General features: G+C 69.8%; 22 protein-coding genes. 11 read left to right on the forward strand and 11 right to left on the reverse strand.

Annotation, left to right across the window (positions count from 1 at the left end; all coding sequences use genetic code 11):
* The coding region (gene smc / locus ON29_RS19895; protein ID WP_040868438.1) for a chromosome segregation protein SMC at nt 1-2,497 on the reverse strand (2,497 nt) is incomplete at its 3' end.
* Between the two features lie 441 nt (nt 2,498-2,938).
* Here smc and ON29_RS19905 point away from each other — a divergent pair.
* Nucleotides 2,939-4,573, forward strand: a complete 1,635-nt coding sequence (locus tag ON29_RS19905; protein ID WP_157172837.1) for a hypothetical protein — start codon at nt 2,939-2,941, stop codon at nt 4,571-4,573.
* Between the two features lie 57 nt (nt 4,574-4,630).
* Here the strand turns inward: ON29_RS19905 and ON29_RS19910 are convergent, their stop codons facing one another.
* Nucleotides 4,631-5,056 carry a DUF1707 SHOCT-like domain-containing protein gene (locus tag ON29_RS19910; RefSeq protein ID WP_040868359.1) on the reverse strand — a complete coding sequence of 142 codons (426 nt, stop codon included), beginning with the start codon at nt 5,054-5,056 and terminating at the stop codon, nt 4,631-4,633.
* A 228-nt stretch (nt 5,057-5,284) separates the two neighbouring features.
* On the opposite strand from ON29_RS19910, the gene ON29_RS19915 reads away from it, so the two are divergent.
* Together ON29_RS19915 and ON29_RS19920 are read left to right on the forward strand one after the other, a co-directional pair.
* Nucleotides 5,285-6,370, forward strand: coding sequence for an S-(hydroxymethyl)mycothiol dehydrogenase (locus ON29_RS19915; RefSeq protein WP_040868440.1), 1,086 nt, complete (start codon nt 5,285-5,287; stop codon nt 6,368-6,370).
* The gene (locus ON29_RS19920; RefSeq protein WP_217999230.1) at nt 6,364-6,993 is read left to right on the forward strand and encodes an MBL fold metallo-hydrolase; all 630 of its coding nucleotides are present in this window, start codon (nt 6,364-6,366) and stop codon (nt 6,991-6,993) included. Before ON29_RS19915 ends, ON29_RS19920 begins: the two co-directional genes overlap by 7 nt.
* Before the next feature lie 48 nt (nt 6,994-7,041).
* Here ON29_RS19920 and ON29_RS19925 read toward each other — a convergent pair whose 3' ends face one another.
* Genes ON29_RS19925 through kdpF form a run of 4 tightly spaced genes read right to left on the reverse strand, consistent with a single transcriptional unit; the run spans nt 7,042 to nt 11,945 of the window.
* On the reverse strand, nt 7,042-7,911 hold the full coding sequence (locus ON29_RS19925; RefSeq protein WP_040868363.1) for a potassium-transporting ATPase subunit C: 870 nt from the start codon (nt 7,909-7,911) through the stop codon (nt 7,042-7,044).
* 1 nt (nt 7,912) lies between these two features.
* Nucleotides 7,913-10,051: a potassium-transporting ATPase subunit KdpB gene (kdpB, locus tag ON29_RS19930; RefSeq protein WP_373283893.1), complete on the reverse strand. Its 2,139-nt coding sequence runs from the start codon at nt 10,049-10,051 to the stop codon at nt 7,913-7,915.
* A gap of 16 nt (nt 10,052-10,067) precedes the next feature.
* Nucleotides 10,068-11,738 (reverse strand): potassium-transporting ATPase subunit KdpA, encoded by a 1,671-nt coding sequence (gene kdpA, locus ON29_RS19935; RefSeq protein WP_040868366.1) that lies wholly within the window; start codon nt 11,736-11,738, stop codon nt 10,068-10,070.
* Complete coding sequence (gene kdpF / locus ON29_RS37800; protein WP_083863857.1) at nt 11,739-11,945, reverse strand: K(+)-transporting ATPase subunit F; 207 nt, start codon at nt 11,943-11,945, stop codon at nt 11,739-11,741.
* Nucleotides 11,946-12,075: 130 nt separating this feature from the next.
* Here kdpF and ON29_RS35975 point away from each other — a divergent pair, with 130 nt between their 5' ends.
* From ON29_RS35975 to ON29_RS19975, 8 genes are all read left to right on the forward strand, one after another.
* Nucleotides 12,076-12,330, forward strand: a complete 255-nt coding sequence (locus ON29_RS35975) for a hypothetical protein (RefSeq protein WP_157172838.1) — start codon at nt 12,076-12,078, stop codon at nt 12,328-12,330.
* Between the two features lie 102 nt (nt 12,331-12,432).
* Nucleotides 12,433-14,979: an ATP-binding protein gene (locus ON29_RS19945; protein ID WP_051175403.1), complete on the forward strand. Its 2,547-nt coding sequence runs from the start codon at nt 12,433-12,435 to the stop codon at nt 14,977-14,979.
* Nucleotides 14,980-15,033: 54 nt separating this feature from the next.
* The gene (locus ON29_RS19950; RefSeq protein ID WP_040868444.1) at nt 15,034-15,717 is read left to right on the forward strand and encodes a response regulator; all 684 of its coding nucleotides are present in this window, start codon (nt 15,034-15,036) and stop codon (nt 15,715-15,717) included.
* Nucleotides 15,718-15,815: 98 nt separating this feature from the next.
* Nucleotides 15,816-16,283 (forward strand): OsmC family protein, encoded by a 468-nt coding sequence (locus ON29_RS19955; RefSeq protein ID WP_040868367.1) that lies wholly within the window; start codon nt 15,816-15,818, stop codon nt 16,281-16,283.
* Nucleotides 16,283-16,561, forward strand: coding sequence for an acylphosphatase (locus ON29_RS19960; RefSeq protein ID WP_040868369.1), 279 nt, complete (start codon nt 16,283-16,285; stop codon nt 16,559-16,561). The genes ON29_RS19955 and ON29_RS19960 overlap by 1 nt, the downstream gene beginning before the upstream one ends.
* 31 nt (nt 16,562-16,592) lie before the next feature.
* On the forward strand, nt 16,593-17,405 hold the full coding sequence (locus ON29_RS36700) for a hypothetical protein (protein ID WP_051175400.1): 813 nt from the start codon (nt 16,593-16,595) through the stop codon (nt 17,403-17,405).
* Nucleotides 17,406-18,569 carry a glutathionylspermidine synthase family protein gene (locus ON29_RS19970; protein ID WP_040868371.1) on the forward strand — a complete coding sequence of 388 codons (1,164 nt, stop codon included), beginning with the start codon at nt 17,406-17,408 and terminating at the stop codon, nt 18,567-18,569.
* Between the two features lie 64 nt (nt 18,570-18,633).
* Complete coding sequence (locus ON29_RS19975) at nt 18,634-19,089, forward strand: DUF350 domain-containing protein (RefSeq protein WP_040868373.1); 456 nt, start codon at nt 18,634-18,636, stop codon at nt 19,087-19,089.
* 72 nt (nt 19,090-19,161) lie between these two features.
* Here ON29_RS19975 and ON29_RS19980 read toward each other — a convergent pair whose 3' ends face one another.
* From ON29_RS19980 to ON29_RS20000, 5 genes are all read right to left on the reverse strand, one after another.
* Nucleotides 19,162-19,347, reverse strand: a complete 186-nt coding sequence (locus ON29_RS19980) for a hypothetical protein (protein WP_040868375.1) — start codon at nt 19,345-19,347, stop codon at nt 19,162-19,164.
* Between the two features lie 95 nt (nt 19,348-19,442).
* Nucleotides 19,443-21,560, reverse strand: coding sequence for an amylo-alpha-1,6-glucosidase (locus ON29_RS19985; protein ID WP_040868448.1), 2,118 nt, complete (start codon nt 21,558-21,560; stop codon nt 19,443-19,445).
* 8 nt (nt 21,561-21,568) lie between these two features.
* Nucleotides 21,569-22,765: a glycosyltransferase family 4 protein gene (locus ON29_RS19990; protein WP_083863869.1), complete on the reverse strand. Its 1,197-nt coding sequence runs from the start codon at nt 22,763-22,765 to the stop codon at nt 21,569-21,571.
* Between the two features lie 350 nt (nt 22,766-23,115).
* The gene (locus ON29_RS19995) at nt 23,116-24,225 is read right to left on the reverse strand and encodes a winged helix DNA-binding domain-containing protein (RefSeq protein ID WP_040868376.1); all 1,110 of its coding nucleotides are present in this window, start codon (nt 24,223-24,225) and stop codon (nt 23,116-23,118) included.
* Between the two features lie 90 nt (nt 24,226-24,315).
* A complete protein-coding gene (locus ON29_RS20000) occupies nt 24,316-25,842 on the reverse strand; it encodes a PstS family phosphate ABC transporter substrate-binding protein (RefSeq protein ID WP_040868377.1) in 1,527 nt (508 codons plus the stop codon).
* Between the last annotated feature and the right edge of the window lie 58 nt (nt 25,843-25,900).

Genomic DNA, 25,900 nt, shown 5'->3' on the forward strand with positions numbered 1-25,900 from the left:
GGTTCTCCCGCTCGGCACGGGCTGCGCGGCGTAGCGACTCCGCCTTGCCGCGTACCGATTCCGCGCGTTCCTCGGCGGTGCGCACGGCGAGCCGGGCCTCCACCTCCATCGCGCGCGCCTCGGCCAGGGCGGACGCCGCCTCCTCGCGCGCGCGGCCCGCGGCTTCGGTACCCGCGGCGCCCACGCCGTCGGCATCCACCTCGGACTGTTCGAGTTCCGCGTGCCGCAGGCGATCCTCCAGGTCGGCCAGCGCGGCCAGCGCCTCTTCCCGGTTGGCCTCGGCGTCGTCGCGCTGGCCGAGCAACCGTTCGCTCTCCGCGTGCGCGGTGCGGGCGGTCTGGCCGAGCCTGCCCAGCCGCTCGTAGATCGCCACCAGCGCCTGATCGGATTCGTGCAGGGCGAGCAGTGCCTGATCGACGGCGTCCTTGCGGTCGGCCTGTTCCTCGAGCGCGCCGGACAGCGCGGCCTCGAGTTCCTCGGCGCGCCGCTGCGCGGACACCAGCTCGGCCTTGGCGGCATCGATGTCGGCCTGGATCTCCAGCTGGCTGGGCGCCCGATCGGAACCACCGAGCAGCCAGCCGTTTCCGGCGAGGTCGCCGTCGCGGGTGACCACGCGCAGGCCGGGCCGGGAGGCGACCAGCGCGCGGGCGGCGGGCAGATCCTCGGCCACGGCGATTCCCGCGGTCAGCGCCGCGATCGCGCCGCGCACGGTGTCGGGGCACTCCACCACGTCGACCAGCCAGCGGGCACCGCCGGGCAATGCGCCCGGGTGCGGCCCCTCGGCGCTCTCGGTGCCGAAGACGACCGCGGCGCGACCACCGTCGGCGTCCTTGAGCGCCTGGATGGCGGCGTGCGCGGACTCGCCGGTGTCGGCGGCGACGGCGTCGGCCAGCGGGCCGAGCGCGGCGGCGACGGCGGCCTCATACCCACCGTGCACGCGCAGCAACGCCGAGAGCGGACCGAGCAAGCCCTGTTCGCGGTGCTCCACCAGCCAGGCCACCCCGTCGCGGCGCGCCAGGTTCATCCCGAGCGCCTCGATGCGCGCGCCGAGCGAGGCGACCCGCTTGCTCGCGTCGCGGTCCTGTTCGCGCAGTTCGGTGACGCGCTGATCGGCCAGTTCCAGGGCTTGTACCGCGTGCTCGTGCTGGGCGTCCAGACCGGCCTCGCCCGCGTCGAGTTCGTCGAGTTCGGTCTGCACCGTGTCGAATTCGGCTTGGGCGGCCTCACCGCGATGGCGGGCGTCGGCGATGGCGACCGACAGGCGCGCGATCTCCGCGTCCACCGACTGCGCCCTGGCCCGCAAGGTGTCCACCTTGCCCGCCAACCGGGCCACGCCCTCGCGCCGGTCGGCGATCGCCCGCACCGCGGCCAGGTGCGCCTGCTCGGCGGCCTTGGCGGTGTGTTCACGTTCGGCCAGCTGGTCTCTGGCCGCCTCCAGCGTCTCGGTGGCCATCTCGACCGCCTCGCGCAACTCGGCCTCCTCCGCCTCGACACGATCGGCCTCGGCCTCGAGCTGCTCGGGGTCGCGGCCCGCGCCGACCGGAGCTGTGGTGTCCAGGTGCCGCGCCCGGTCGCCCGCGATGCGGATGGTCGCGTTGACCCGCTCGGCCAGCGCGGAGAGCTGGAACCAGATCTGGGCGGCAGCCTCGGCGCTCGGCGTCAACCGGGACAGCTGGAATTCCTGCTGCGCCAGCGCCGCGTTGGCGGCGTCCAGCTCGGACTGCACGGTGATCTGCTGCTCGCGCGCGTAGGCCTCCTTGCTCTGCTGACCTGCCAGCTCCGCGCGGCGGGTGACCAGGTCGTCGGCGGCCAGGCGCAGCCGCGCGTCACGCAGATCGGCCTGCACGGTCTGCGCCCTTCGGGCCACCTCGGCCTGCCTGCCCAACGGTTTGAGTTGCCTGCGCAGTTCGGTGGTGAGGTCGGTGAGCCGGGCCAGATTGGCCTGCATGGCCTCCAGCTTGCGGACCGCCTTCTCCTTGCGCTTGCGGTGCTTGAGCACACCGGCGGCCTCTTCGACGAACGCGCGGCGGTCCTCCGGGCGCGACTCCAGGATCGCCGACAGCTGCCCCTGCCCCACGATGACGTGCATCTCGCGGCCGATACCGGAGTCGCTGAGCAGTTCCTGCACGTCCATCAGGCGGCAGGAGTTGCCGTTGATCTCGTATTCGCCCGCCCCGTCGCGGAACATGCGCCGGGTGATGGAGACCTCGGCGTAGTCGATCGGCAGTGCGCCGTCGGAATTGTCGATGGTCAGCGTGACCTCGGCGCGGCCGAGCGGCGCGCGCCCCGCCGTGCCCGCGAAGATGACGTCCTGCATCTTGCCGCCGCGCAGCGCCTTCGCACCCTGCTCGCCCATCACCCAGGTGAGCGCGTCGACGACGTTCGACTTGCCCGATCCATTCGGACCGACCACGCACGTGATGCCCGGCTCCAACCGCAGGGTCGTCGCGGACGCGAAGGATTTGAAGCCCTTCAACGTCAGACTCTTCAGGTGCAAGTTCGACGACCTTTCCGTGTTCTGCCCGGTCGGCGTTCCGCGCGGTCGAGGCAGCGCATCCGGCGACCAGTCATGGTATCCGTCGCGTGCCGGGCGCTCCGCGGTCCCGACGGCGCGCGCGGCCGAGTGGCGGTTCGGCGATATCGGTAGGTTATCGACTCGCCGCCGGTTCGCGCGCATTTCGATGTGCCCGGGGTTTGCCCGGACGGCGCGTCGCACTGTTCGTGGCACCCGGTCGAGACCGGTGGCGCGCGCACCGCGAACCATTGGGCCCTCGCCCGCGACGGTGCGACGCCCCTGCGTGTTCGCTCGATCGCCGGTCCGCTTCCGGGCTCGTCGATCCGCCGAATCGGGGCGGTCTCGAACTGGCACTGACGCCGCGCGCTCCGGCCACATACGATCCCTCTGATTCGCCAGCGGAACGTTCGGGAGCGCACCACGATGTCTGCCCCCTCACCAGGGACGAGCACGCGGCTGCGCCTTGCCCGGATCACGGGGCTGGTACTCGGCAGCCTGGTGTTCCTGCACGCCTGCGAGCGCAGCAAGAGCGCGCTGCTCGGCGATGTGCGGGTGGAGGTGGCGGTCGCGGTCGCTCTCGGTGCGGCCGCCCTGGCCGCGGCGTGGTTCGAAATCAAACTGCGGGGGCTGGAGCAGGACGCCGATCCGCCGTGGGACGACGCCGAGCAGTACGAAACTCCCAGTCCTGGGAATTTTCCCGGTCGAACCGGACGTGGGGCGGACACGGCGTACAGCAGGGGCGAGCGAGCGCGTCGCCCGGAGGCGGCCGCGAGGCCTGCTCCCATGGCCGACCTCGAAGACGACGACCTGCTCGAAGCCGAGGAATCCGCTGGGCGCGCCGATCTCGTCGCCGGGATTGCGCGGACATTGCGGATCACCCGCCTCGGCGCCTCGGGCGAACGGCTTCCCCTGCCGGCCTTGAACGCGATGACGAAATGGATTCGCCGCGTCGACCCCGACGACGAAGCCGACCCCGGCGAACTCGACGACCAGGACGAGACAGAGCAGATCACCCGCACCGAGACGGGCGAACTCGTCATCGAATCGAGCAGGCGAACGGTGCGAGCCAGGATCGGCCGCTCCGGCGACCTCGTCGTGCACGGCCGGTGGCACGGCGGTGCGCATCCGCCCTCCGAATGGAAGTGGACGTTCCACCCCGACGCCTTCCACGCGATTCGCAGGGCCCTCGGCGACGGGCCCGGCGACCTCCTCGATCTGCTCGAGGACACCATTCCCTGGCTGGACGCCGGTGCCCGCGAAGACCCCGGCGCATGGCTACGCGCCCACGCCATTCCCGCGACCTACCGGGAGAAGGGCGTCAACGCCGCGCAGACCACCCGCGAACTACCCGTCCTCCAGCCGGGCCGTCCACCGCAACCTCCGCGCGCGGGCAAGTCCCTCCGCAAATTGCCCGATGACGCGTCCGGCACCGGGACCGCACGCCGGTCGGCCAAAGCTGCGGACGACGACCATGCCCGACTCTCGTCCGGTCGCGAACGACCTCCGGCCGCTCCGAGACCCTCCGAGCAGCGCTCCACACCAAGCGCCGCCCGACCCTCATCCCGCCGCTCCGGCGCCGATCGACGATCACGCGACGACGTGGGGCAACAGAACCTCCGGTCCGACGACCACGGCTCGGGCGCGCGAACGCCCCCGGCGCGCCGTCGACGCGGCGAACCCGAATCGGCGCAGCGCGGCGATCGGTGGCCCGGTGCGGAAGAGCCGCAAGTGCCCACCCGGCCGACCCCCGGCCGTCCCGACCTCCCGAGACGTCGACACCGCGAACTCGCCGACGACGACCAGCACGTCGCCAGGCAGCCGGATCGCTACCCCGACGAGACCGATTCCCCTCGTTCACGACCCGGTCGGCAGTCAGGGCGCAACCTTCAGCCGCCTACGGACTTCGAGCCGAGGACCGGCCGCCGGGACCGGGCCATACCGTCCGAACGAACCCCGGAACGGACCTACGACCAACCGCCACCCGACCGCCGCCATCAGCGCGCACGGCGCGAAACCCCGTCCCCCTCGCACGAATCTCCCTCGCGGCGCGGGTGGTAGGACACGAAATCGGCGCTGTCACCCGGTGCTCCGGGTGACAGCGCCGAGGAGCGGAGCTCAGCTCGCGCGGTGGGTGAACCGGCCGTTCTCGAAGCCTGCCACCACACGGAAGGCGAGGACGGCGCCCCACGGGCCGATCACCCAGATCGGCCAGAAGTAGGTCAAGGCACCGACGCTCAGCGAAACCGCACCCCAGATCACGAGCACCAGCAGGCTCACGGCGAGCCAGGTGCTGCCCTCGATGCGCTGCCAGATCGGGATACGCGGGCGCGCGGAAGCCGGTGCGACGGCATCCTTGCCGAGTTCGGGCAGATCGGACAGCACCGAGCGCAGGTCCTCACGATCGGTGGTGGCGTACACCTGAGCGACGCGCTGGTCGTATTCGGCCAGATCGAGCCGCCCGTCTGCCATATGCCTGCCGAGCAGGCGCACCACGGCGTCGCGTTCGGCATTCGAGGCGCGGGTGCCGGTGGAGATCTCCATGCCTGGTCCTATCGACGGTTCCACACTCCATAGTGGAATATAGATCCAGCATAACCCTCCAAAGTGGAATGTCAACCCCGGGGCGTTCGGCGTCCGAAACCGCGGACTTCCCACCCGGCGGCGGTAATGTTCGGATGGACGAGAACAACTGTATGGACAGGTGTTCGGCTCGCGGGCCCACCGAACGGCCGGCTCCGCGTCCCGATCAACTCGCTGGAGGAGGAACAGGTGTCGGAAACCGTCCGCGGGGTCGTGGCCCGCAGCAAAGGCGCACCGGTCGAGATCGTCGAGGTGGTGATCCCGGACCCCGGACCACACGACGTGGTGGTGCGGGTGCAGGCTTGCGGCGTCTGCCACACCGACCTGCACTATCGCGAAGGCGGTATCACCGACGATTTCCCGTTCCTGCTCGGTCACGAGGCGGCGGGCGTGGTGGAAACCGTGGGCGCCGCGGTCACCCACGTGGCGGAGGGGGACTACGTGATCCTCAACTGGCGCGCGGTCTGCGGCGAGTGCCGGGCGTGCAAACGGGGCCGTCCCTGGTACTGCTTCGACAGCCGCAACGCGAGCAAGAAGATGACGCTCGCCGACGGGACCGAGCTGACCCCCGCGCTGGGCATCGGAGCGTTCGCCGACAAGACCTTGGTGCACGAGGGCCAGTGCACCAAGGTCGATCCGGCGGCCGACCCCGCGGTGGCAGGCCTGCTCGGCTGCGGCGTGATGGCGGGCATCGGCGCGGCGCTGCACACCGGCAACGTCTCGATCGGCGACAGCGTCGCGGTGATCGGCTGCGGCGGCGTCGGGGACGCGGCGATCGCCGGAGCCCGGCTGGCGGGGGCCGAAACCATCATCGCGGTGGACCGCGACGCCCGGAAACTGCGCTGGGCCACGGACTTCGGCGCCACCCACACGATCGACGCCACCACCGAGGACGTGGTCGAGAAGATCCGGGAATACACCGGCGGGTGGGGCGCCGACGTCGTCATCGAGGCCGTCGGGCGACCGGAGACCTGGAAGCAGGCGTTCTACGGCCGCGACCTGGCCGGCACGGTGGTGCTCGTCGGCGTGCCGACTCCGGAGATGACCATCGAGATGCCGCTGCTGGACCTGTTCTCCCGCGGCGGCGCGCTGAAATCCTCCTGGTACGGCGACTGCCTGCCGGAACGCGACTTCCCCACCCTGATCGGCCTGCACCGCCAGGGACGGCTGCCGCTGGACCGCTTCGTCACCGAACGCATCGGGCTCGACCAGGTGGAGCGGGCCTTCGCCGAGATGCACACCGGCGATGTGCTGCGCTCGGTGGTGGTCTGGTGACCGCCCGCATCGACCGCGTCGTCACCTCCGGCGACTTCTGCCTGGACGGCGGCACCTGGGCGGTGGACAACAACATCTGGCTGGTGGGTGACGACGACGAGGTGGTCGTCATCGATGCCGCCCACGACGCGGGCCCGATCGTCGCGGCGGTCGCGGGCCGCGCCGTCCGCGCGATCGTGTGCACCCACGGGCACAACGATCACGTGACGGTGGCGCCCGAACTCGCCGAACGCTTGAACGCACCGGTCCTGCTGCATCCCGGCGACGAGCCGCTGTGGCGGACGACCCACCCGGACGCCGGCTACCAGCCGCTCGGGGACGGCGATCGGATCGCGGTAGCCGACACCGAGATCCACGTCCTGCACACGCCTGGGCACTCCCCCGGATCGGTCGCCCTGCACCTGCCGGACGCGAAAGCCGTGTTCACGGGCGACACACTGTTCGCGGGCGGGCCCGGCGCGACCGGCCGCTCATTCTCCGATTTCGGCACGATCATCGAGTCGATCCGCGAACGCCTGCTGACGCTGCCGGAGGAAACCGCGGTGCACACCGGGCACGGCGATTCCACCACCATCGGCGCGGAGAAACCGTTCCTGGCCGAGTGGATCGCCCGCGGTCACTGAGACCTCGAGGAGCGCGGGTGGATCGAGTGCGGCCACCCGCGCTCCCGCTCAGCCGCGGTAGGGGTAGCGCTGATCCAGATCCAGATTCAATCGCAGGACGTCGACCCGCGCCTCACCCAGGAACCCCAGGGTCCGGCCGCGGGTGTGTTCGTCGACCAGTGCCCGCACCTGCCCCTCGGTGATCCCGCGTGCCTTCGCGACGCGTGCCACCTGAATGGTCGCGTACTCCGGTGAGATATGGGGGTCCAGCCCACTGCCGCTCGCGGATACGGCGTCCGCGGGCACCGCCGGGGCGTCGGGGGCGTCACCGCGAATCGGCACGATACGGCCGAGGGTGTAGTCCCTTCCGGGTTCGGCACATTCGACACGCACTCCGCGATAGGTGGCGAGGAACGGCCGCGCGGGGCAGACCTGGTTGACGCCGACGACCTGCACCGGATGCGCCACGTCGCCGTCGGCGCCACGAGGACCGATCACCGAGAGGACCGCGCCCACACCGTCTTTCGTGCAGAACGGGCGGCTGCCGTCGACCCCCTCACGGTCGCCGACCGCCTTGCTACGCGCACACACGGTGGTGAGCAAGCTCGGCCGCGACGCGGTGTCCACGATGTCCTCCGGTCCGAGATTGCTCGCCGCCGTGGCCATCGGGTCGTAGCCGTGACCAGCGGCCGACGGGCGGCTCTGGAAATACTGCGCGAGGGCGGCGCCGTCGTCGTCGGTGAACGATTGACCGATGAGGGCGGAACCAACGACCGATCCGTTCGCCTCGAGCAGTGAACCGTCCGCCTTGTCGTGCAGCCCGGGTAGCTGCGCCGCCGCGAGTACCACCAGGGGATAGCCGATTCCGGTGATCGCCGTGAGCACGAGCAGGGCGCGCAACGCGGCGAGCTGCTGTCGGATCCAGGTCGAAAGGCGCATCTCAGGACATCCCGGGGAGGAAGTGGACAACGAGGTCGATGAGTTTGATGCCGAGGAACGGCGCGATGACGCCGCCGAGCCCGTAGACGGTGAGATTTCGGCTGAGCAACTTCGACGCGTGGGACGGCCGGTAGCGCACCCCGCGCAGCGCGAGCGGGATGAGCGCCACGATGACGAGGGCGTTGAAGATCACCGCCGACAGGATCGCCGACTGCGGACTGGCCAGGCGCATCACATTGAGCCGGTCCAGACCGGGGAACAGCGTCACGAACAGCGCCGGAATGATGGCGAAGTACTTGGCGATGTCGTTGGCGATGGAGAACGTGGTCAGTGCGCCGCGGGTGATCAGCAACTGCTTGCCGATCTCCACGATCTCGATCAGCTTGGTCGGATCGGAGTCCAGATCGACCATGTTGCCCGCCTCCTTGGCGGCCGAGGTGCCGGTGTTCATCGCGACGCCCACGTCGGCCTGCGCCAGCGCGGGCGCGTCGTTGGTGCCGTCACCGGTCATCGCGACCAGCCGTCCGCCCTCCTGTTCCCGCTTGATCAGCGCCAGCTTGTCCTCCGGCGTCGCCTCGGCGAGGAAGTCGTCGACCCCGGCCGCGTCGGCGATCGCCCGGGCCGTCAACGGATTGTCACCGGTGATCATCACGGTCCGGATGCCCATCCGGCGCATCTCGTCGAACCGTTCACGCATCCCCTGCTTCACCACGTCCTCGAGCTGGATCACCCCCAGCACGCGCGCGACGCCGTCGGCTACCCGGCCCACGACCAGCGGCGTACCGCCGGCCGCGGAGATGCCGTCGACGGTCGCGCCGAGTTCGCCGGGCACCGCACCGCCCTGGGCCCGCACCCAGTCGGTGACCGCGCCCGCCGCGCCCTTGCGCAACCGGCGGCCGTCCAGGTCGACGCCCGACATCCGGGTCTGCGCGGTGAACTCGACCCACCGCGCGTGGGCCAACTCGCCTGCCGTCCGCTCCCGCAGCCCATGGGTCTGCTTGGCGTGGACGACGATGGAGCGGCCTTCCGGCGTCTCGTCGGCCAGGCTGGAAAGCTGTGCGGCGTCGGCCAATTCGTCCTCGCTCACGCCGGGCACCGGGACGAAGTTCGTGGCCTGTCGATTGCCGAGGGTGATGGTGCCGGTCTTGTCCAGCAGCAGCGTGTTCACATCGCCCGCGGCCTCGACGGCACGACCGGACATGGCGAGCACGTTGCGCTGCACCAGGCGATCCATGCCCGCGATGCCGATCGCCGAGAGCAGCGCGCCGATGGTCGTGGGTATCAGGCACACCAGCAGCGAGACCAGCACGATGCCGGTGACGCCGTGCGTGTCCAGCGCCGTGCTGTCCGGCGCCCCCGGATTGTTCGACTTGCTGAAGATCGCCATCGGCTGCAGGGTGACGACCGCGAAGACGAAGATGATCGTCAGCGCCGCCAGCAGGATGTTCAGCGCGATCTCGTTCGGGGTCTTCTGCCTGCTCGCGCCCTCCACCAGCGCGATCATCTTGTCGATGAAGCTGCGCCCCGGCTCCTGGGTTATCCGCACGACGATCCGGTCCGACAGCACGGTGGTGCCGCCGGTCACCGCCGACCGGTCACCGCCGGATTCCCGGATCACCGGCGCGGATTCACCGGTGATCGCCGACTCGTCGACCGAGGCGATGCCTTCCACGACGTCGCCATCGCCCGGGATCACCTGCCCGGCCTCGACCAGGACGTGATCGCCGCGGCGCAGTCCCGCAGCGGCGACGCGCTCCTCGACCACCCGCGCGCCCGGCGACCACTCGACCAGCCGCCGTGCGACGGTGTCGGTCTTCGCCTTGCGCAGTGTGTCGGCTTGCGCCTTGCCGCGCCCCTCCGCGACCGCCTCGGCCAGATTCGCGAAGATCACCGTGAGCCACAGCCACACGACGATCGCCCAGGCGAAAAAGGACGGATCCGTCAGTGTGAGCACGGTCGACCACACCGCGCCCAGCTCGACGATGAGCATCACCGGGTTGCGCCACAGGGTGCGCGGATCGAGCTTGCGGAGCGCGTCCGGCAACGAGGTCAGCAGCGTCCTCGGATCGAGCACTCCCCCGGGGACGCTCTCGCCCCGCCGCCGCTCGGGCTCGGCATGCGCCGAAACCTTCTCATCCATCACAGAACTGGACATGTCAGTGGATTCCTTCGGCGAGCGGCCCGAGCGCCAGCGCGGGCAGGAAGGTGAGCGCGACCAGGATCACCGTCACGCCGACGACCATGCCGACGAACTGCGGCCGGTGCGTCGGCAGCGTGCCGATCGACGCGGGGGTGGTGCCCTGCCGGGCCAGTGAACCGGCCAGCGCGAGCACGAAGATGATCGGCAGAAAGCGGCCGAAGAGCATGGCGAGACCGAGTGCGGTGTTGTACCACTCGGTGTTGCCGGTCAGGCCCGCGAAAGCGGAGCCGTTGTTGTTGGCGGCTGAGGTGAACGCGTACAACACCTCCGACAGACCGTGCGGCCCGGTATTCAGCATGCTCGCGCGCGGGCCCGGCATCGCCATGGCGGCGGCGGTGCCGACCAGCACGATCAGCGGGCTGATCAGGAAATAGGATGCCGCGAGCTTGATCTCGCGCGGCGTGATCTTCTTGCCCAAGTACTCCGGGGTGCGCCCGACCATGAGACCCGCGACGAACACGGTGATCACCGCGAGTATCAGCATGCCGTACAGACCCGATCCGGTGCCGCCCGGCGCGACCTCCCCCAGCTGCATATCGAACATCGTCATCAATCCGCCGAGGCTGGTGTAGGAGTCGTGGAACGAGTCGACGGCTCCGGTGGAGGTCAGTGTCGTCGAGGCGGCGAAGGTCGCCGAATTCGCCACGCCGAAGCGCTGTTCGGCGCCCTCCATGGACGCGCCGATCGCGGTCGGCACAGTGCCGTGGTGCTGGAGCTGGAAAAGATTGGTCGACGCGACACTGATCAGTGCGATCGTCCCCATCACCGCGACGATCGCGTAGCCCTGCTTGCGGCTGCCCACCATCCGGCCGAAGGTGCGCGGCAGCGAAAAGCTGATCACCAGCAGCAGGAAGATCTCCATCCAGTTGGTCCAGGCAGCCGGGTTCTCGAAGGGGTGCGCGGAGTTGGCGTTGTAGAATCCGCCGCCGTTGGTGCCCAGTTCCTTGATCACCTCTTGGCTGGCGACCGGCCCACCGGTGATCGTCTGCTCGGTGCCGTTCAGGGTCTGCGCCACCTGATCGTGCAGGTGGAAGTTCTGGATCACACCGCCCGCCACCAGCACGACCGCGAACACGAACGCGATCGGCAGCAGGATGCGCAGCGTGCCGCGCACCAGATCCACCCAGAAGTTCCCGAGGTCTCCGGTGTGCCTGCGGGCGAAACCGCGCACCAGCGCAACCGCCACGGCCATGCCGACCGCCGCCGAGACGAAGTTCTGCACGGCGAGCCCGGCCATCTGCACCAGGTGCCCCTGGGTGGATTCACCGGAGTAGTTCTGCCAGTTGGTGTTCGTCACGAAACTGACCGCGGTGTTCCAGGCCAGCGCGGGCGTCATCGTGGTGCTCGGATCGTTCAGGTGCAGCGGCAATCGGCCTTGCAGGAGTTGGAAGAAGAACAGGAAGAGAATGCCGACCGCCGAGAAGGCCAGCACACTGCGTGCGTACACCGGCCACGGCTGCTCGACTTCCGGTTGCGCGCCGATCGCGCGGTAGACGAGGCGTTCGGCCCGAGAGTGTCTTCGCCCCTCGTACACCCGGTACATGTAATCCCCCAGCGGCACGTGCACCAGCGCGAGCGCCAGGATCAGGGCCGCCACGAAAACGGCCCCGGCGGTGGTCGTGCTCACTCAGAACCTCTCGGGAAACAGCAGCGCCGCGATCAGGTAGATCGCCACGCCGACAGCCAGAACCAGGCCGATCCAATTCGCGGTCACAATTTCTCCACCCCGCGCTGGACCAACCCCAGCAGCGCGAACGCTGCCACGGTGAGCGCGGTGAACACGACGACCGACACGACTCCACAACCTCCCTCTGCGCGCCGGGACGCGGCGCATCAGAGCGAGTGAACCGCCCGTCCGGCCCCGCCGGCCGGTTCCTGACGACTTCTTGATGCTCCGCCGCCGGGCATTTGCGCTTCGTTGACGGCCGCGCGACGGCCCGCAAGTAACCCGTCAAGGAATCCCGGTGAACCGTCAGCACACCGTAAAGATCGAGGTCGGTGGGTCCGGCGGCGGTAGAAGTGGAGAGCCGGCCCACGCGGACCACTCCAGCGCGACCGGCGCCGAACGGCCGGGAGAGAAGAGAGGGATCGCAATGTCGGTAGTCGTCCTCGTCGCCACATTCGTCTGCTGCGCGCTGGCCATCCGCGCGCTCGGCACTCGTGAACAGACGCGGCGGCCCCTACCGGTCATGATCGAGGCGGACGATGCGCGCCGGTGACGTGGACCGGCGACGCGGCGCGGCAGCACCGTGCCCGTGGCAGCACGCCGTGGTGATCGAGCCTTGTGCGGCCCCGGCAGCGCGACGCGCGATGATGAACACGTGAAACGCGGTCAGCTGCGTATCTACCTCGGCGCCGCGCCGGGAGTCGGCAAGACCTACGCCATGCTCGGCGAGGCGCACCGGCGACTGGAACGCGGCCGCGATGTGGTGGCCGGGGTGGTCGAAACCCACGGCAGGGAGAAGACCGCGAGGATGCTCGACGGCATCGAACGAATACCGCCGAAGTCGATCGAGTACCGCGGCAGCACGTTCGCGGAACTCGACGTCGAGGCGGTACTACGGCGTGCGCCCGCGGTGGTGCTGGTCGACGAGCTGGCGCACACCAACGCCCCCGGAAGCATCCACGAGAAGCGCTGGCAGGACGTGGCGGAACTGCTCGACGCGGGCATCGACGTGATTTCCACGGTCAACGTGCAGCATCTGGACAGCCTCAACGACGTCGTGGAGCGGATCACCGGCATCCAGCAGCGCGAAACCGTGCCGGACGCGGTGGTACGCGGGGCGGACCAGGTCGAGCTGGTCGATATCACCCCGGAAGCGCTGCGGCGCAGACTTTCGCACGGCAACGTGTACGCCGCCGAGAAGATCGACGCGGCGTTGCGCAACTATTTCCGCGCGGGAAACCTCACGGCGCTGCGTGAATTGGCGTTGCTCTGGCTGGCCGACCAGGTGGACGCCGCACTGGCGGCCTACCGCACCGACCACCACATCACCGAGCTGTGGGAGGCACGCGAGCGGGTCGTGGTGGCGGTGACCGGTGGTCCGGAATCGGAGACCATCGTGCGCCGGGCCGGCCGGATCGCCGCCAAATCCAGTGCCGACCTCGTGGTCGTGCATGTGGTACGCGGCGACGGCTTGGCCGGGGTGTCCACCGAGCGGCTGGCGCGGCTGCGTGAACTGGCGGCCGGTCTGGGCGCCTCGCTGCACACCGTCACCGGCGAGGACGTGCCCACCGCGTTGCTCGAGTTCGCCCACGAGGCGAACGCGACCCAGCTCGTGCTCGGCACGTCACGCCGCTCCCGTTGGGCACGGATCTTCGACGAGGGCATCGGCTCCGCCGTCGTGCAGCGCTCTGGCAAGATCGACGTGCACATGGTGACGCACGAGCAGGCCCACTGCGGGCTGCGGTACTCGGCGCTGCACCCGCGCCGCCCCGTGGCCGCCTGGCTCGCGGCCGTGCTGGTGCCCGCGCTGGTCTGCGCGCTGGGCGCCGCGTACCTCGACGACGTGCTGGATCTCGGCGGCATCAGCGCCGTGTTCGTCGTGGGTGTGGTCGCGGTGGCATTGCTCGGCGGCGTGGTGCCCGCGTCGTTCTCGGCCCTGCTGTCCGGCCTGCTGTTGAACTGGTTCTTCGCGCCGCCGCGCTACAGCCTGACCATCGCCGAGCCGAACAGCTTCATCACCGTGGTGGTGCTGCTCATCGTCGCCGTCGCGGTGGCGGCGCTGGTCGATCTGGCCGCGAAACGAACCGGCCAGGCGCGCAAGGCATCCCGGCAAGCCGAACTGCTCACCATGTTCTCCGGCGCCATCCTGCACGGCGCGGATCTGCCCCGGCTGCTCGAACAGATCAGAGAGGTCTTCGCGCAGCGCGCGGTCTGCCTGGTGTCGGGTGACCGGATGCTCGCCGAAGTGGGTGCCGACCCGCCGCGGAGCCCCTCGGACGCGGACACCGTGGTCGAGGCCGGCGATGGGGGTCACCGGCTGCTGCTGGCGGGCCGACCGCTGGCGGCGGCGGACCGGCCGGTGCTCAACGCGGTCACCAACCAGGCCGTCGCCCTGGTGCGGCAGGCGCGCCTGGCCGAGGAGGCCGGCGCCGCCGCGGCCCTGCTGGAGGCCGATCGCCTGCGGCGGGCGTTGCTCTCGGCGGTCGGTCACGACCTGCGCACTCCGCTGGCCGGCGCCAAAGCGGCGGTGTCCAGCCTGCGCAGCGACGACATCGAGTTCTCCCCGCAGGACACCGCCGAACTGCTGGAGACGATCGAGGAATCGGTGGACCAGCTCACCGCGCTGGTCGGCAATCTGCTGGATTCTTCCCGGCTCGCGGTCGGCGTCGTCACCCCGCGACTGCGGCGGGTCTACCTGGACGAGGCGGTGCACCGCGCGCTGGTGAGCGTCGGGATGGGTGCGCGCGGACTGCGCCGCGCCGCGATGGACCGGGTCCGCATCGAGGTCGGCGACGTGTCGGTGCGCGCCGACAGCGGTCTGCTGGAACGCGTACTGGCCAACCTGATCGACAACGCGCTGCGGCACGCGCCACGCGCGGGCACGGTCCGGGTCACCGCGGAACGGGCGGGCGAGCGGGTCTCGATCGCCGTCGTCGACACCGGTCCCGGCGTGCCGCAAGGTACCGAGGAGCAGCTGTTCGAACCGTTCCAGCGCCTCGGGGACCGGGACAACACCACCGGAGTCGGGCTCGGCCTGTCGGTGGTGCGCGGGTTCGTCGAAGCGATGGGCGGCACCGTGCACGCCGAGCCCACCCCCGGCGGAGGATTGACCATGCTGGTCGACTTGCCCGGCGGCGAGCCGCCGGACGTGGACGGCACGGGCGACGGCGCAGCGCACGAAACGACGCGCGCGGGTGAGTGAGGTGTCCGGGTGACGACACAGGAGGCGGCGGTTGTGACGAAGACGCCCGAGGCGATGGCGACGAAGGTGCTCGTGGTCGACGACGAACCGCAGATCGTGCGCGCGCTGCGGATCAACCTGTCGGTCCGTGGCTACGAGGTGATCACCGCCGCGACCGGTGGCGCGGGTCTGCGCGCGGCCGCCGACCGGCACCCGGACGTCGTGATCCTCGACCTCGGCCTGCCGGACATGGACGGCATCGAGGTGCTCGCGGGATTGCGCGGCTGGACCTCGGCGCCGGTGATCGTGCTGTCGGCGCGGACGGATTCCGCCGACAAGGTCGAAGCGCTGGATGCGGGCGCCGACGACTACGTGACCAAACCGTTCGGCATGGACGAGCTGCTGGCCCGGCTACGGGCCGCCGTCCGGCGCGGCGCCACCGATTCCGACGCCTCGGCGCCCGTGGTGACCACCGACTCGTTCACCGTCGACCTGGCCGCCAAGAGGGTCACCAAGCGAGGCCATACCGTGCACCTCACGCCCACCGAGTGGGGCATGCTCGAGATGCTGGTCCGCAATCGCGGCAAGCTGGTCGGGCGGCGCGAACTGCTGCGCGAGGTCTGGGGCCCGTCCTACGCCACCGAGACCCACTACCTGCGGGTCTATCTGGCGCAATTGCGCCGCAAACTGGAGGACGATCCGTCGCACCCGAAGCATCTGCTCACCGAGGCGGGCATGGGTTACCGGTTCCAGGAGTAATCCCGGCCACGGGCCGCCGACGGCGCGGAATGGCGCGACGGGGCACGGCGTTGCCAGGCGCGCGAGTTGATTGCGACGACAATGGCAGGATCGAACCCATGGCTGAACACACCGCTACACCCGTCACCGCCACCGCGGCGCCGAGCGCGCCGGAGCCCACCACGCTGTGGGTCGAGCGCACCGGACCCAGGGCCTACACCGGACGCAGCTCCCGTGGCGCCGAGGTCCTGATCGGTTCGCAGGGCGTTCCCGGTGTGTTCACCCCCGGCGAGCTGCTGAAGATCGCGCTGGCCGCCTGCTCCGGCCTGAGCGCGGACTTCCCGCTGTCGCGCAAACTCGGCGACAACTTCGACGCGACCATCCGCGTCTCCGGCGACGCCGACCGGGAGAACGAGGTCTACCCGCAGCTGGACGAAGTGTTCGAACTCGATCTCAGCGAGCTCGACGACGAGGCCCGCGAGCGGTTGCTGGTCACCGTGCAGCGTGCGATCGACAAGGTCTGCACGGTGGGACGGACGCTGAAGGCGGGATCGAAGGTGACGCTGTCGTTCGACATCGAGGCCTGATGGACGAGGCCGTTCGGTTGAGCGCCTGGGTGCACGGCCTGGTCCAGGGCGTGGGTTTCCGCTGGTGGACTCGGTCGCGGGCGCTGGAACTGGGGCTGGTCGGGCAGGCGAGGAATGCCAGGGACGGCCGGGTGCACGTGATCGCCGAGGGACCGCGACCGGCCTGCGAGCGGTTGCTCGCACAGCTACGTTCCGGCGATACTCCTGGTCAGGTCAGGTTGGTTGTGGAAAGCTGGGAGCCCGCGCGGGGTGATTTGACCGGTTTCGAGGAGCGGTAGTGGTGGTTCGGGCGACGAGGGGGGCACAGCGGTGAGCACGCTGAATCCGGGTGACGACGAGCGCCGGGACGATCCCCAGCGGCCGTCCGGGACGCCACGCCCCGACGAGAACGAACCGACCGCGGCCACACCCGGGTCCGGCGACGGACAGGACTGGTCGACGCCCGTCTCCGGTGGCACGGGACCCGCTTCCACACCGGGTGGCCCCGAGCAGTCCGAGATCGACTGGTCGACGCCCACTTCGGTGCCGCCCGGCAGCCCGAGCGGTCCGGCCGAGCAGCAACCACCCGCCGAGCACCCGCCGCGTCCCGGCAGTATCCAGCGGCAAGAAGCCGGCGTGACCCAGCCCCGCCCGCCCACGGTGGCCGAGCTACGGGCGAGGGACAAGGCCCGCAAGCGCGCCGAGGAAGCGCAGCGCGCGGCCGCGGCGGCCGAGGAGGCCAAGAAGCGCACCCGCAAGCGCGTCATGATCGGCGGTGCCGCCATTGTCGGCGTCGCCGCGCTGGTCGGCGGCGGCTACCTGACCTATCGCGCCCTGACCGCGCCGGACCGGGTCACCGCTCAGTGCGTGAAAGTCGAGAACGGCCAAGAGATCGTGGTGGACGACTCCCACTGCGGCGACGGTCGTCCCGGTTTCATCGGCGACACCGGTGTCGGTCCCGGTTTGATCATCCTCGGCGGCGGCCCGCAGTACCGCTACTACTACGGCGGCACCGGCACCGTCGGCAGACCGCCGACCGGCGGCACCACCATCAAACCGAAAGGCGCCGAGATCAAGACCAAGAGCGGCACCACGATCCAGCGCGGCGGCCTGGGCAGCAAGAGCACCGGCGGAGGGTCGTAGATGCGGCGCGTGCGGGATACGCCCCGGGCGGGCTGGCAGCAGATCATCGAGGGCCAGGGCCTGGTCTACGGTTCGCCGGGACGGGACGCGAGCGGTCAGCCGCGGCCGTACTGGGACGAGTCGGTGCACTACGAGTTCGAGATGCCGGAGATCCTCGCCTTGGAGGCCGACGTCGAACTGCTGCACTCGATGTGCCTGAACGCGGTGGAGCACATCGTGTTGACCGAGCGGTACGCCGATTTCGGCCTGCCCGAATGGAGCTGGAGCCCGATCGCCGAATCCTGGCGGCGCTCCGACCCGCACGTGTACGGGCGCTTCGACCTGCGTTACGACGCGCGGCGCCCGGCGAAACTGCTGGAGTACAACGCGGACACGCCGACCTCGCTGCTGGAGGCGGCGATCGTGCAGTGGCACTGGCTGACCGACCGCTACCCCGGCGGCGACCAGTGGAACTCTTTGCACGAGAAGCTGGTCGAACGGTGGGGCGAGCTGCGCGACGTACTTCCCAGCGCGCAGTTGCATTTCACCTGGTCCGGCGCGGACGCCACCGGTGAGGACAACGTCACCACCGCCTACATGCAGGAGACCGCGGCCGAGGCCGGGTTCGACACCATCGCGCTGCCGATCGAGGAGATCGGCTTCGATTCCGTGCTGGAACGTTTCGTCGATCTGGCGGAGGCTCCGATCGAGGCGATCTTCAAGCTCTACCCGTGGGAGTGGGCGCTCGACGACGATTTCGGCAAGCGCGTCGTGGACAGCCTGCCGGAGACCATGTGGATCGAGCCGCTGTGGAAGACGCTGCTGAGCAACAAGGCGATCCTGGCGGTGCTGTGGGAGATGTACCCGGGCCACCCGAATCTGCTGCCCGCCTATCTCGACCAGCCCAACGAGCTCACCGAGTACATCCGTAAACCGAAGCTGGGACGCGAGGGCGCCAATATGACGATCGTCGGCGCCGGTTTGGAGACCGCGACCGGTGGCGTCTACGGCGAGGAAGGTTACGTGTACCAGTTGCTGGATCCGCTGCCGGAATTCGACGACATGCGTCCGGTGCTCGGCGCGTGGATCGTCGGCGACGCCGCGGCGGGCCTCGGCATCCGCGAGACCGCGGGACTGATCACCGACGACGGCTCCGCTTTCGTCCCGCACCGCATCACCGATTGAGCCTCGTCACCGGCAAGCACGAAATAATCTCGGCCGCCCGCCAATCCCTCTCGGAAGGATCAAGATGACCGCAGTCGCCCTGGAATCGGGGTACTGGAGTTCGCTGGGCGAGGGTGTGGGAGCGATCATCCTCTACGCCCTCGTCGGCTTGGTGCTCATGCTCGTCGGCTTCTACGCCATCGACCTGACCACGCCGGGCAAGCTGCGCAAACTGGTGGTGGCGGGCAAGCCGAACGCCGTCATCGTCACGGCCGCGGGCATGATCAGCATGGCGTTCATCGTCGTGCTCGCCATCTTCGCCGTCGGCGGCGGCGGCAAGCTGTCCGAGGGACTGATCGCCGCGCTGGTGTTCGGCCTGGTCGGCATTGTCGCCCAGGTCATCTCGGTGCGCGTGCTCGAGCGGGCGCTCGGCATCGACATCGGCACCGCGCTGCACGCCGACACCTACACCACCGAGGTACTCGTGGTGGCGGCCGCGCATTTCGCGCTCGGCTTGGTCGTCGCCTTCGCGATCCTCTAGGCGCAGCCGCGAACTCATCGGGCGCAACGTCCGGCACCGGCCCTGCGGCCCTCGCAGCGGCGCGGCTGCTGGTCAGTGCTCGTCTCCGTGGTCGAGACAGTACGCCGCCGCGGCGAGGTACTGGCGGCACTCCGGACCGTGACCGGCGTGCACGCCGCGGACGAACAGCGCGCGATCGAGGTCGAGATCCGTCGGGTCCGCGGAACAGTCCCGGTATCGGCTCCGCCAGAGGTCCTGCGTATCCAGCGATGTCTGCATCGTGCACCTCCCGTGCTGCGTATCAGTGCGAGAAGGCTTGCAATGTCCTTACGCCGGAGGCATACCCGCTCGGGCCTCTCGGCAACCGGTGTGGCTCACCGGGTTACCAGCCGCCAGTCGTCGGGCAGGCGTGCCGCGGTGATCTGCGCGCCCTCGGCCTCCAGGTCGACGGTGGTCGCACCGAGCCGCAGCGCGCGCAGCGAGACCTTGCCCCACCGCGCCGGTAGCTGCGGCCGGACGGTGAGCGTCCTGCTCGGCGTGTCCGGGTCGAGTCCGAGGAACGAGCGCACCAGCAACAGCGGCGCCGCGCTCGCCCACGCCTGCGGCGAGCAGGACGTCGGATACGGCACGGGCGTGGCGAATCGGGAGCGGGGAAAACCGCAGAACAACTCCGGCAATCGGCCGTCGAACACCGCCGCCGCGTCCAGGAGACCGGTGGCCAGCCGGGTCGCCAGCTCGACCGCGCCGGGCACGTGCCGATAGCGCAGCAAGCCAGCCACCGCGATCGCCGTGTCGTGCGGCCAGACCGAGCCGCAGTGATAGCTCATCGGGTTGTAGGCGCCCATGTTCGAGGCCAAGGTGCGCAGACCGAAGCCGGAGTCCATCTCCGGGGACGCGATACGCGACACCAGCTCGGCCGCGTGCTCGTCGGTGGCGATACCCGACCAGAGGCAGTGGGCGACATTACTGGTCAACGCGTCGACCTGACGTTTGCCGCCGTCCAGCGCCACGGCGTACCAGCCGCGGTCGGGCAGCCAGAACTGTTCGGCGAACTTGACGCGCAACTCCGCGGCGCGTTCGCGCAGCAGGCCTGCCAGCCGAGGGTCGTCGAAAGCCTCGGCCAGCTCGGCCCTGGCCAGCATCGCCGCGTGCACGTAACCCTGCACCTCGCACAGCGCGATCGGCGCCTCGGCGATATGGCCGGTGGCGTCGTTGATTCCGTCGAAGCTGTCCTTCCACCCCTGATTGATCAAGCCGCGGTCGGTGGCGCGGCGGTACTCGACGAAGCCGTCGCCGTCCCGGTCGCCGTAGTCGGTGATCCAGCGCAGCGCCGCGTCGGCGGCGGGCAGCAGTTGCCGGATCGCCTCGCAGTCGGCGCCCCAGCGATGACATTCGGCCAGCAGCATCACGAACAGCGGTGTGGCGTCGGCGGTTCCGTAGTAGATGTTGCCGCCGAACACCTGCCCGCCCGCCGGGCCGCGGCGCATCTCGTGCATGATGCGCCCGGGCTCCTCCTCGGTGAGCGGGTTCACGTCCTGGCCTTGCAGTTCCGCCAGCTGCTGGAGCGTGCCCAGCGCCAGATCGACCTCCAGCGGCAGCGCCATCCACGCGGTGAGCAGGCTGTCGCGGCCGAACAGGGTCATGAACCACGGCGCGCCCGCGGCGACGAACGGCCGGGCGTCGCCGGATTCGTCGTGCATCTGCAACGCGCCCAAGTCGCTCTCGGTGCGGCGCAGCACGCGGGTGAGCGCCGGGTCGGACGCGGCGATGTCGGTGGCGGTGTCGCGCCACGCCTCGATCTTGCGACCCGGCGCGCTGACGCCGTAGTGCTCCCCCGGCGACACGGCTTGGAATCGCTGATTTCCCACCGTCGGCTGGGCGATGATCTCGGTCTGCCAGCATTCGCCGACCGGCACGATCACCCGCCACAGCAGCGAACCCGGAAGAACCTCGGGTTCCACCGTGGCGGAGATCGATATTCCCCGGCTGCGGTCGGCGTGGTCGTGCAGCACCAGTTCGCCGTCGGCGACCGTCACGTCGGCCCGCGCGTGCCCCGCCCGGCCTTCCTTCACCGCGAAGAGGTCGACGAAGTCGGCGTCCACGTGCAGTTCCAGCAGCACCGCGGTGGGCTCGCGGCCCATGTTCTCCAGCGTGATCAGCTCGTGCATGCCGTCGGCCACGATCCGTTCGCGCACCACCAGCAGCGTGCTGTCGGCCAGGCCCGCCTGCGGGGGCCTGCGCAACACGAACCTGGCGGCGAACGCCTCCGGACTGAGCACCGAAAGGGACTCGGCGGGTTTGCCGTTCACCAGCAATTCCCAGCGGGACAGCACGCGCGCGTCCCGGAAAAACAAGCCGTGCGGCTTGCCCGGTTCGACGTCACCGAGCCGATTGGACAGGCAGAACGTGCCGCCTTCGACCAGGGTCACCGAACCGCACCCCCCGAACCCGGTGGGCTCACCGGAGTTCAGGGGGGCTGGGCTCAACGGGATGGAACCGGTCACGCCAATCCGCTCGCCGCGATCCGGACGGGCGCCGAGCCGGTCGCCGTGGCGTCGAGCGGCGCGGCCGCGGGCGCCGCGATGTCGAGCGGCGCGGCGCCGAACCGCTGCTTGGAACGCAGCAGACGGCGATACACCTGCTCGTACCCGAAGCCGAGCGTGTCGGACCCGAAATTGGCCTGCACGTGGGCTCGGCAGGCATACGGGTCGATGCCGCGGACCTCTTCGATGGCCGCGGGCAATTCGGCGGGATCCTCACAGATCCGGCCGGTCACGCCGTCGACGATCACCTCGGACACCGCCCCGCCGCGCAACGCGACCACCGGCGTGCCACACACCATGGATTCGATCATCACCATGCCGAACGGTTCCTCCCAGCGGATTGGGAACAACAGGCAACGCGCATTGGCAAGCAGCTTACGCTTGGCCGCCGCGTCGGCGAGTCCGAACACGTGATCGTTGTCCGTCAACATCGGCCGCACCTTCTCCTCGAAGTACGCCTGTTCCGGACGTTCGCTGCACTTACCGGCCAGCACCAGCGGGATGCCCGCCGCGTGCGCGGCCTCCAGCGCCAAGTGCGGGGCCTTGCACTCGTTGAACCGGCCGAGGAACAGCGCGTAGTCGTCCTTCTCGACACGGAACGGCCAGTCGTCGACGTGCAGCGCATTGTGCACGCGCCCGGACCAATTCAGGCCCGGCGCCAGCTCGCGCTGGCGGTCGCTGATCGCGACCAGCGCCACCTCGTCGCCCAGATCCTGGTAGTAGCGGTAGATGTCGTCCTCCACCGGCCCGTGCACGGTCAGTACCGTCGGCAGGCCCATGCTCTGGAAGACGGACGCGTTGAGCGGGCCCGCGAAGGTGTGGTCGTGCACCAGGTCGACACCCGATGTGGCCACGAGCTTCTCGATGGCGCGGCGCACCCGCAACGCGTGCACGACCTCGGGAAACGGCTCCCCGAGGCGCTCGGGCAGCGCCCGATCCCACACCGGCACGAACTTGGCCTTCGTCCCCGGTTCCCCCGCGCCAAGCAGAGTCACGTCGTGGCCACGGGCCACCAGTGCGTCGACCAGATCGGCCACCACGGCCTCGACACCGCCGTATGCCTTGGGCGGGACGTCGAAGTACGGCGGCACGACCATCGCGATCCGGAACGGACCGCTGGAGCGATCTGTCGACACGTAGTCGCACGACGGCATCTCCAGATCGGACGACGCCTGCGCGGAAATCGGCACGGAAAGCGCGCTCATGACCCTCCTTCCAGGGACAACCAAGTAGCACTCGCATTCACCCAGCACTCGGAGTACCGGGCGCCGAACTGAACTAAGTGGCCCCCGCGGCGGAGGTGAAGACCGAGCTGCACCGCCGTCCATGGGGCTTGGTTGGCCTGGTCACGCTTTCGGCATGATCAGGGGGGCCGAGTGGGAGGTACCTCAGGCGGTGTGGTTCAAACCACAGTTGGGGAAAAATCCCGACGTCCAGCGATTGTTCAGCTACCGATGGGTAGTCCGGTGGCCCCGCCTTCTCCGACAACCGGTCGCCGCGCGTCTCACCCTTCGAGGACGACCTGCGGATCGCAGCCGGCCGCGGTGGCGTCGCCACCCGCCACGATGAACGACAGCAAATCTTCCGCTTCCGCGCGCACCGCCGCCTCCTCGGTCGCGGACAGCGGATGCCAGGGCATGATGCGCAGCGTGGCGCCGTCCAGCGACCAGCGGCCGTGCACGAAACCGTCGACCAGATACATGGGCACGCCCGCGGAAGCCTCCCTGGCGGTGCGCTTCCGGTCTTCCTCGCTGATGATCCTGCGGCGGTCCTTGTGGCCCAGCAACGCGTTGTCGAAGGCGGGCAGAAAGCGTACGGGCACGGGCAGATCCGGCTCGGCCAACGGCGCGTCCGGCAGATCGAACAACACGCGGTGCTGGTCGTCGGTGAACACGCGCAGCCGGGTGCGCAAATTGTCGACGACCTCGGCCAGCCGGGTGATACCCGCCCACGCCTGCATGTCCGCCACCGTGGCCGGACCGAACGCGGCGAGATACCGCAGGACCAGCGTCTCGGGCTGGGCCACCTCGGCCATGGGAACGCCCGTCCATTCCTCGGCCAGACCGACCGTGACCTGCCGATTGCGCCACCGCCCCCACGCGCCGGCCTCGGGGCCGTGCGTCAACGGGACCAGCAACTCGACGGTTTCGGCGAGCCTGCGGGTGTGCCGTTCCGGGAAACGCGGGGCGAGCAGGTCACCCAGTTCGCGGCGGCGCAGCCGCTGTCCGGCCAGCAGTTCACGTCCGGCGGCCGCGAGTGCTCCCAGGTCGACGCCGTCGATCTCGTCGCGAAAATACGGCGCTTTCAGCGCGGCGTCGACCACCGGTTGCACCGTCGGCCGCAGCCAGCGGTAGTCCGCGGCGTCTGCCAGGTGGACGGTCCGGCGGATCATGGTGGAGCGCACCAGCCTGCGGTCGCGCAGCAGCGCGGCCAAATCGTCGTGCCGGAACTCCGCGAGGCGCGACCACAGCCCCACATAGGGCCAGTTCGGCTCCTGGCCCTGCACCGCGACCAGATGCCGGACCAGTTCGAGCGGGGGCAGCGCCACCCGCTCCACCAGCTTCTGGCGCACCAGCAGCGTCCGATTCAGCTCGCGCAGTGATAGTTCCGTCATGCGCCCATCTTCGCCGAGCCCACCGACATCTCGATGCTCCCCGCGCGGCGTATGCGCCGAGCCACGGGTGCCCGCGACGGCGTCCGGGGTTCACTGATCCGGTAGGCAGCGGCCGGGATCGGGCAAGTCGGCGCACGGCGCGTTGCCGTGCGCGCGCAGCACCTCCTTGCCGGTCTGATCGGTCAGGAAGTGCAGAAAGCTCGCGGCGAGCGAGTCGCCGGGCAACTCGCCATTGCTGTAGGCGTACTCGACTCCCCAGAAAGGGTAGGCGCGGCGCACCGCGGCGTCGCGGCCTGCGCCGACGCCGTCGATCACCAGGGTCGGCAGGCCCGCGTCGACGGCCTCGGAGAACTCCGTATAGCCGATGGCTCCGGGGATCTCGGCCACCGCCTTGCGCATATCGGCCGTGACCTGGACCTCGCAGTGCGCGGGCGCGGTGGTGACGGTGCCCTTCAGCGCCGTGCAGCTCACGTGCGGGCGATCCGGCTGAGTGCCGTCGAGCAGCCTGCGTTCGAAGGTGTTGCGCGAACCGGAACCCGGGGTGCGGTTGACCAGCACCACCGGCAGGTCGGGTCCGCCCACCTCGCGCCAGTTGCCGATGCCGCCCCGGTACAGATCCCGGATCTGGGCGACGGTGAGATCCCGGACGCCGACGCCGGGATGCACGACCATGGTGAACAACGACAGGGCGAGCGGACGGTGCACCAACGCCGGGTAACCGCTGCCCTTCGCACCGTCGGTGAAGGCGAGCAATCCGGAGTTGCCCGCGCCCTCCTCGGCGAGCCGGTCCAGTCCGCGCTCGGTGCCCTCGAAACCGAACGCGAATTCCGCACCGGTGCAGCGCTTCCGATACTGCTCGGCGGCTTCCCTGACCACCGGGCCGAACGCCGACGACCCGGTCACGGTCAGCTTGCCCGACACGCACTCCAGTGGCGTCGGCGACGGCTCCAGCGCGGCCACCACCAGTTGGACGACGATCACCAGCACCAGGAATATCGTGAGCGCGACCATCATCAGCGGAATTCCGGTGCGGCTGCGGGTCTCGGTGATCCGGCCGGCTTTGATGCCGCCGCGCAGCACCGGTTGCGGGTACTCGCCCACACCTTCGGAACGCTGCAGGATCGCCAGGATCTTGTAGTGATCGCCGGGGCCGAGTGGCACCTTCGGCAGGTCGATCACACCGATGTGCCCGCCGGTGTCCTCGCGTACCGCGATGCCGGAGTCGGCGTCGAGGTTGTCGGCCAACGCGGGATCGCTGAGTTCGTTGACCGCCATGCCGATCACGCGGCGCTGCGGAAAGCGCAGGTGCAGACCGATCCGCGCGGCTTCCGGCGCCTTGTAGTCATGACTGTCGATGGTCGTGACGCCGCTGTTCTCGATGCGCACCAGCACGACCGAGATGTCCTTCAGGTCCGGGCTGGCGCCGTCGGCCGAGGGGCGCAGTTGCGGAAGCACACCGGGGAACACCGACTCGATCTCGCCGGTGACCGGCGTGTCCATCTGTACTCGATAGCCGAGCCGCCTGCGGCCTGCGAAAACGAACTCCCACAGGAACGCGCCGATCGGCACCGCGATACCGATGAGCGCCAGTACGATTTCGAGCGGAAAGTCGCCCACCAGTCGATCCCCCCAGCAATCCGTGTGGCCCTCATTCTCGGCGGCGATCGCCTACCGA

It is taken from the genome of Nocardia exalbida NBRC 100660 (assembly GCF_000308575.1).
Classification (GTDB): Bacteria; Actinomycetota; Actinomycetes; order Mycobacteriales; family Mycobacteriaceae; genus Nocardia; species Nocardia exalbida.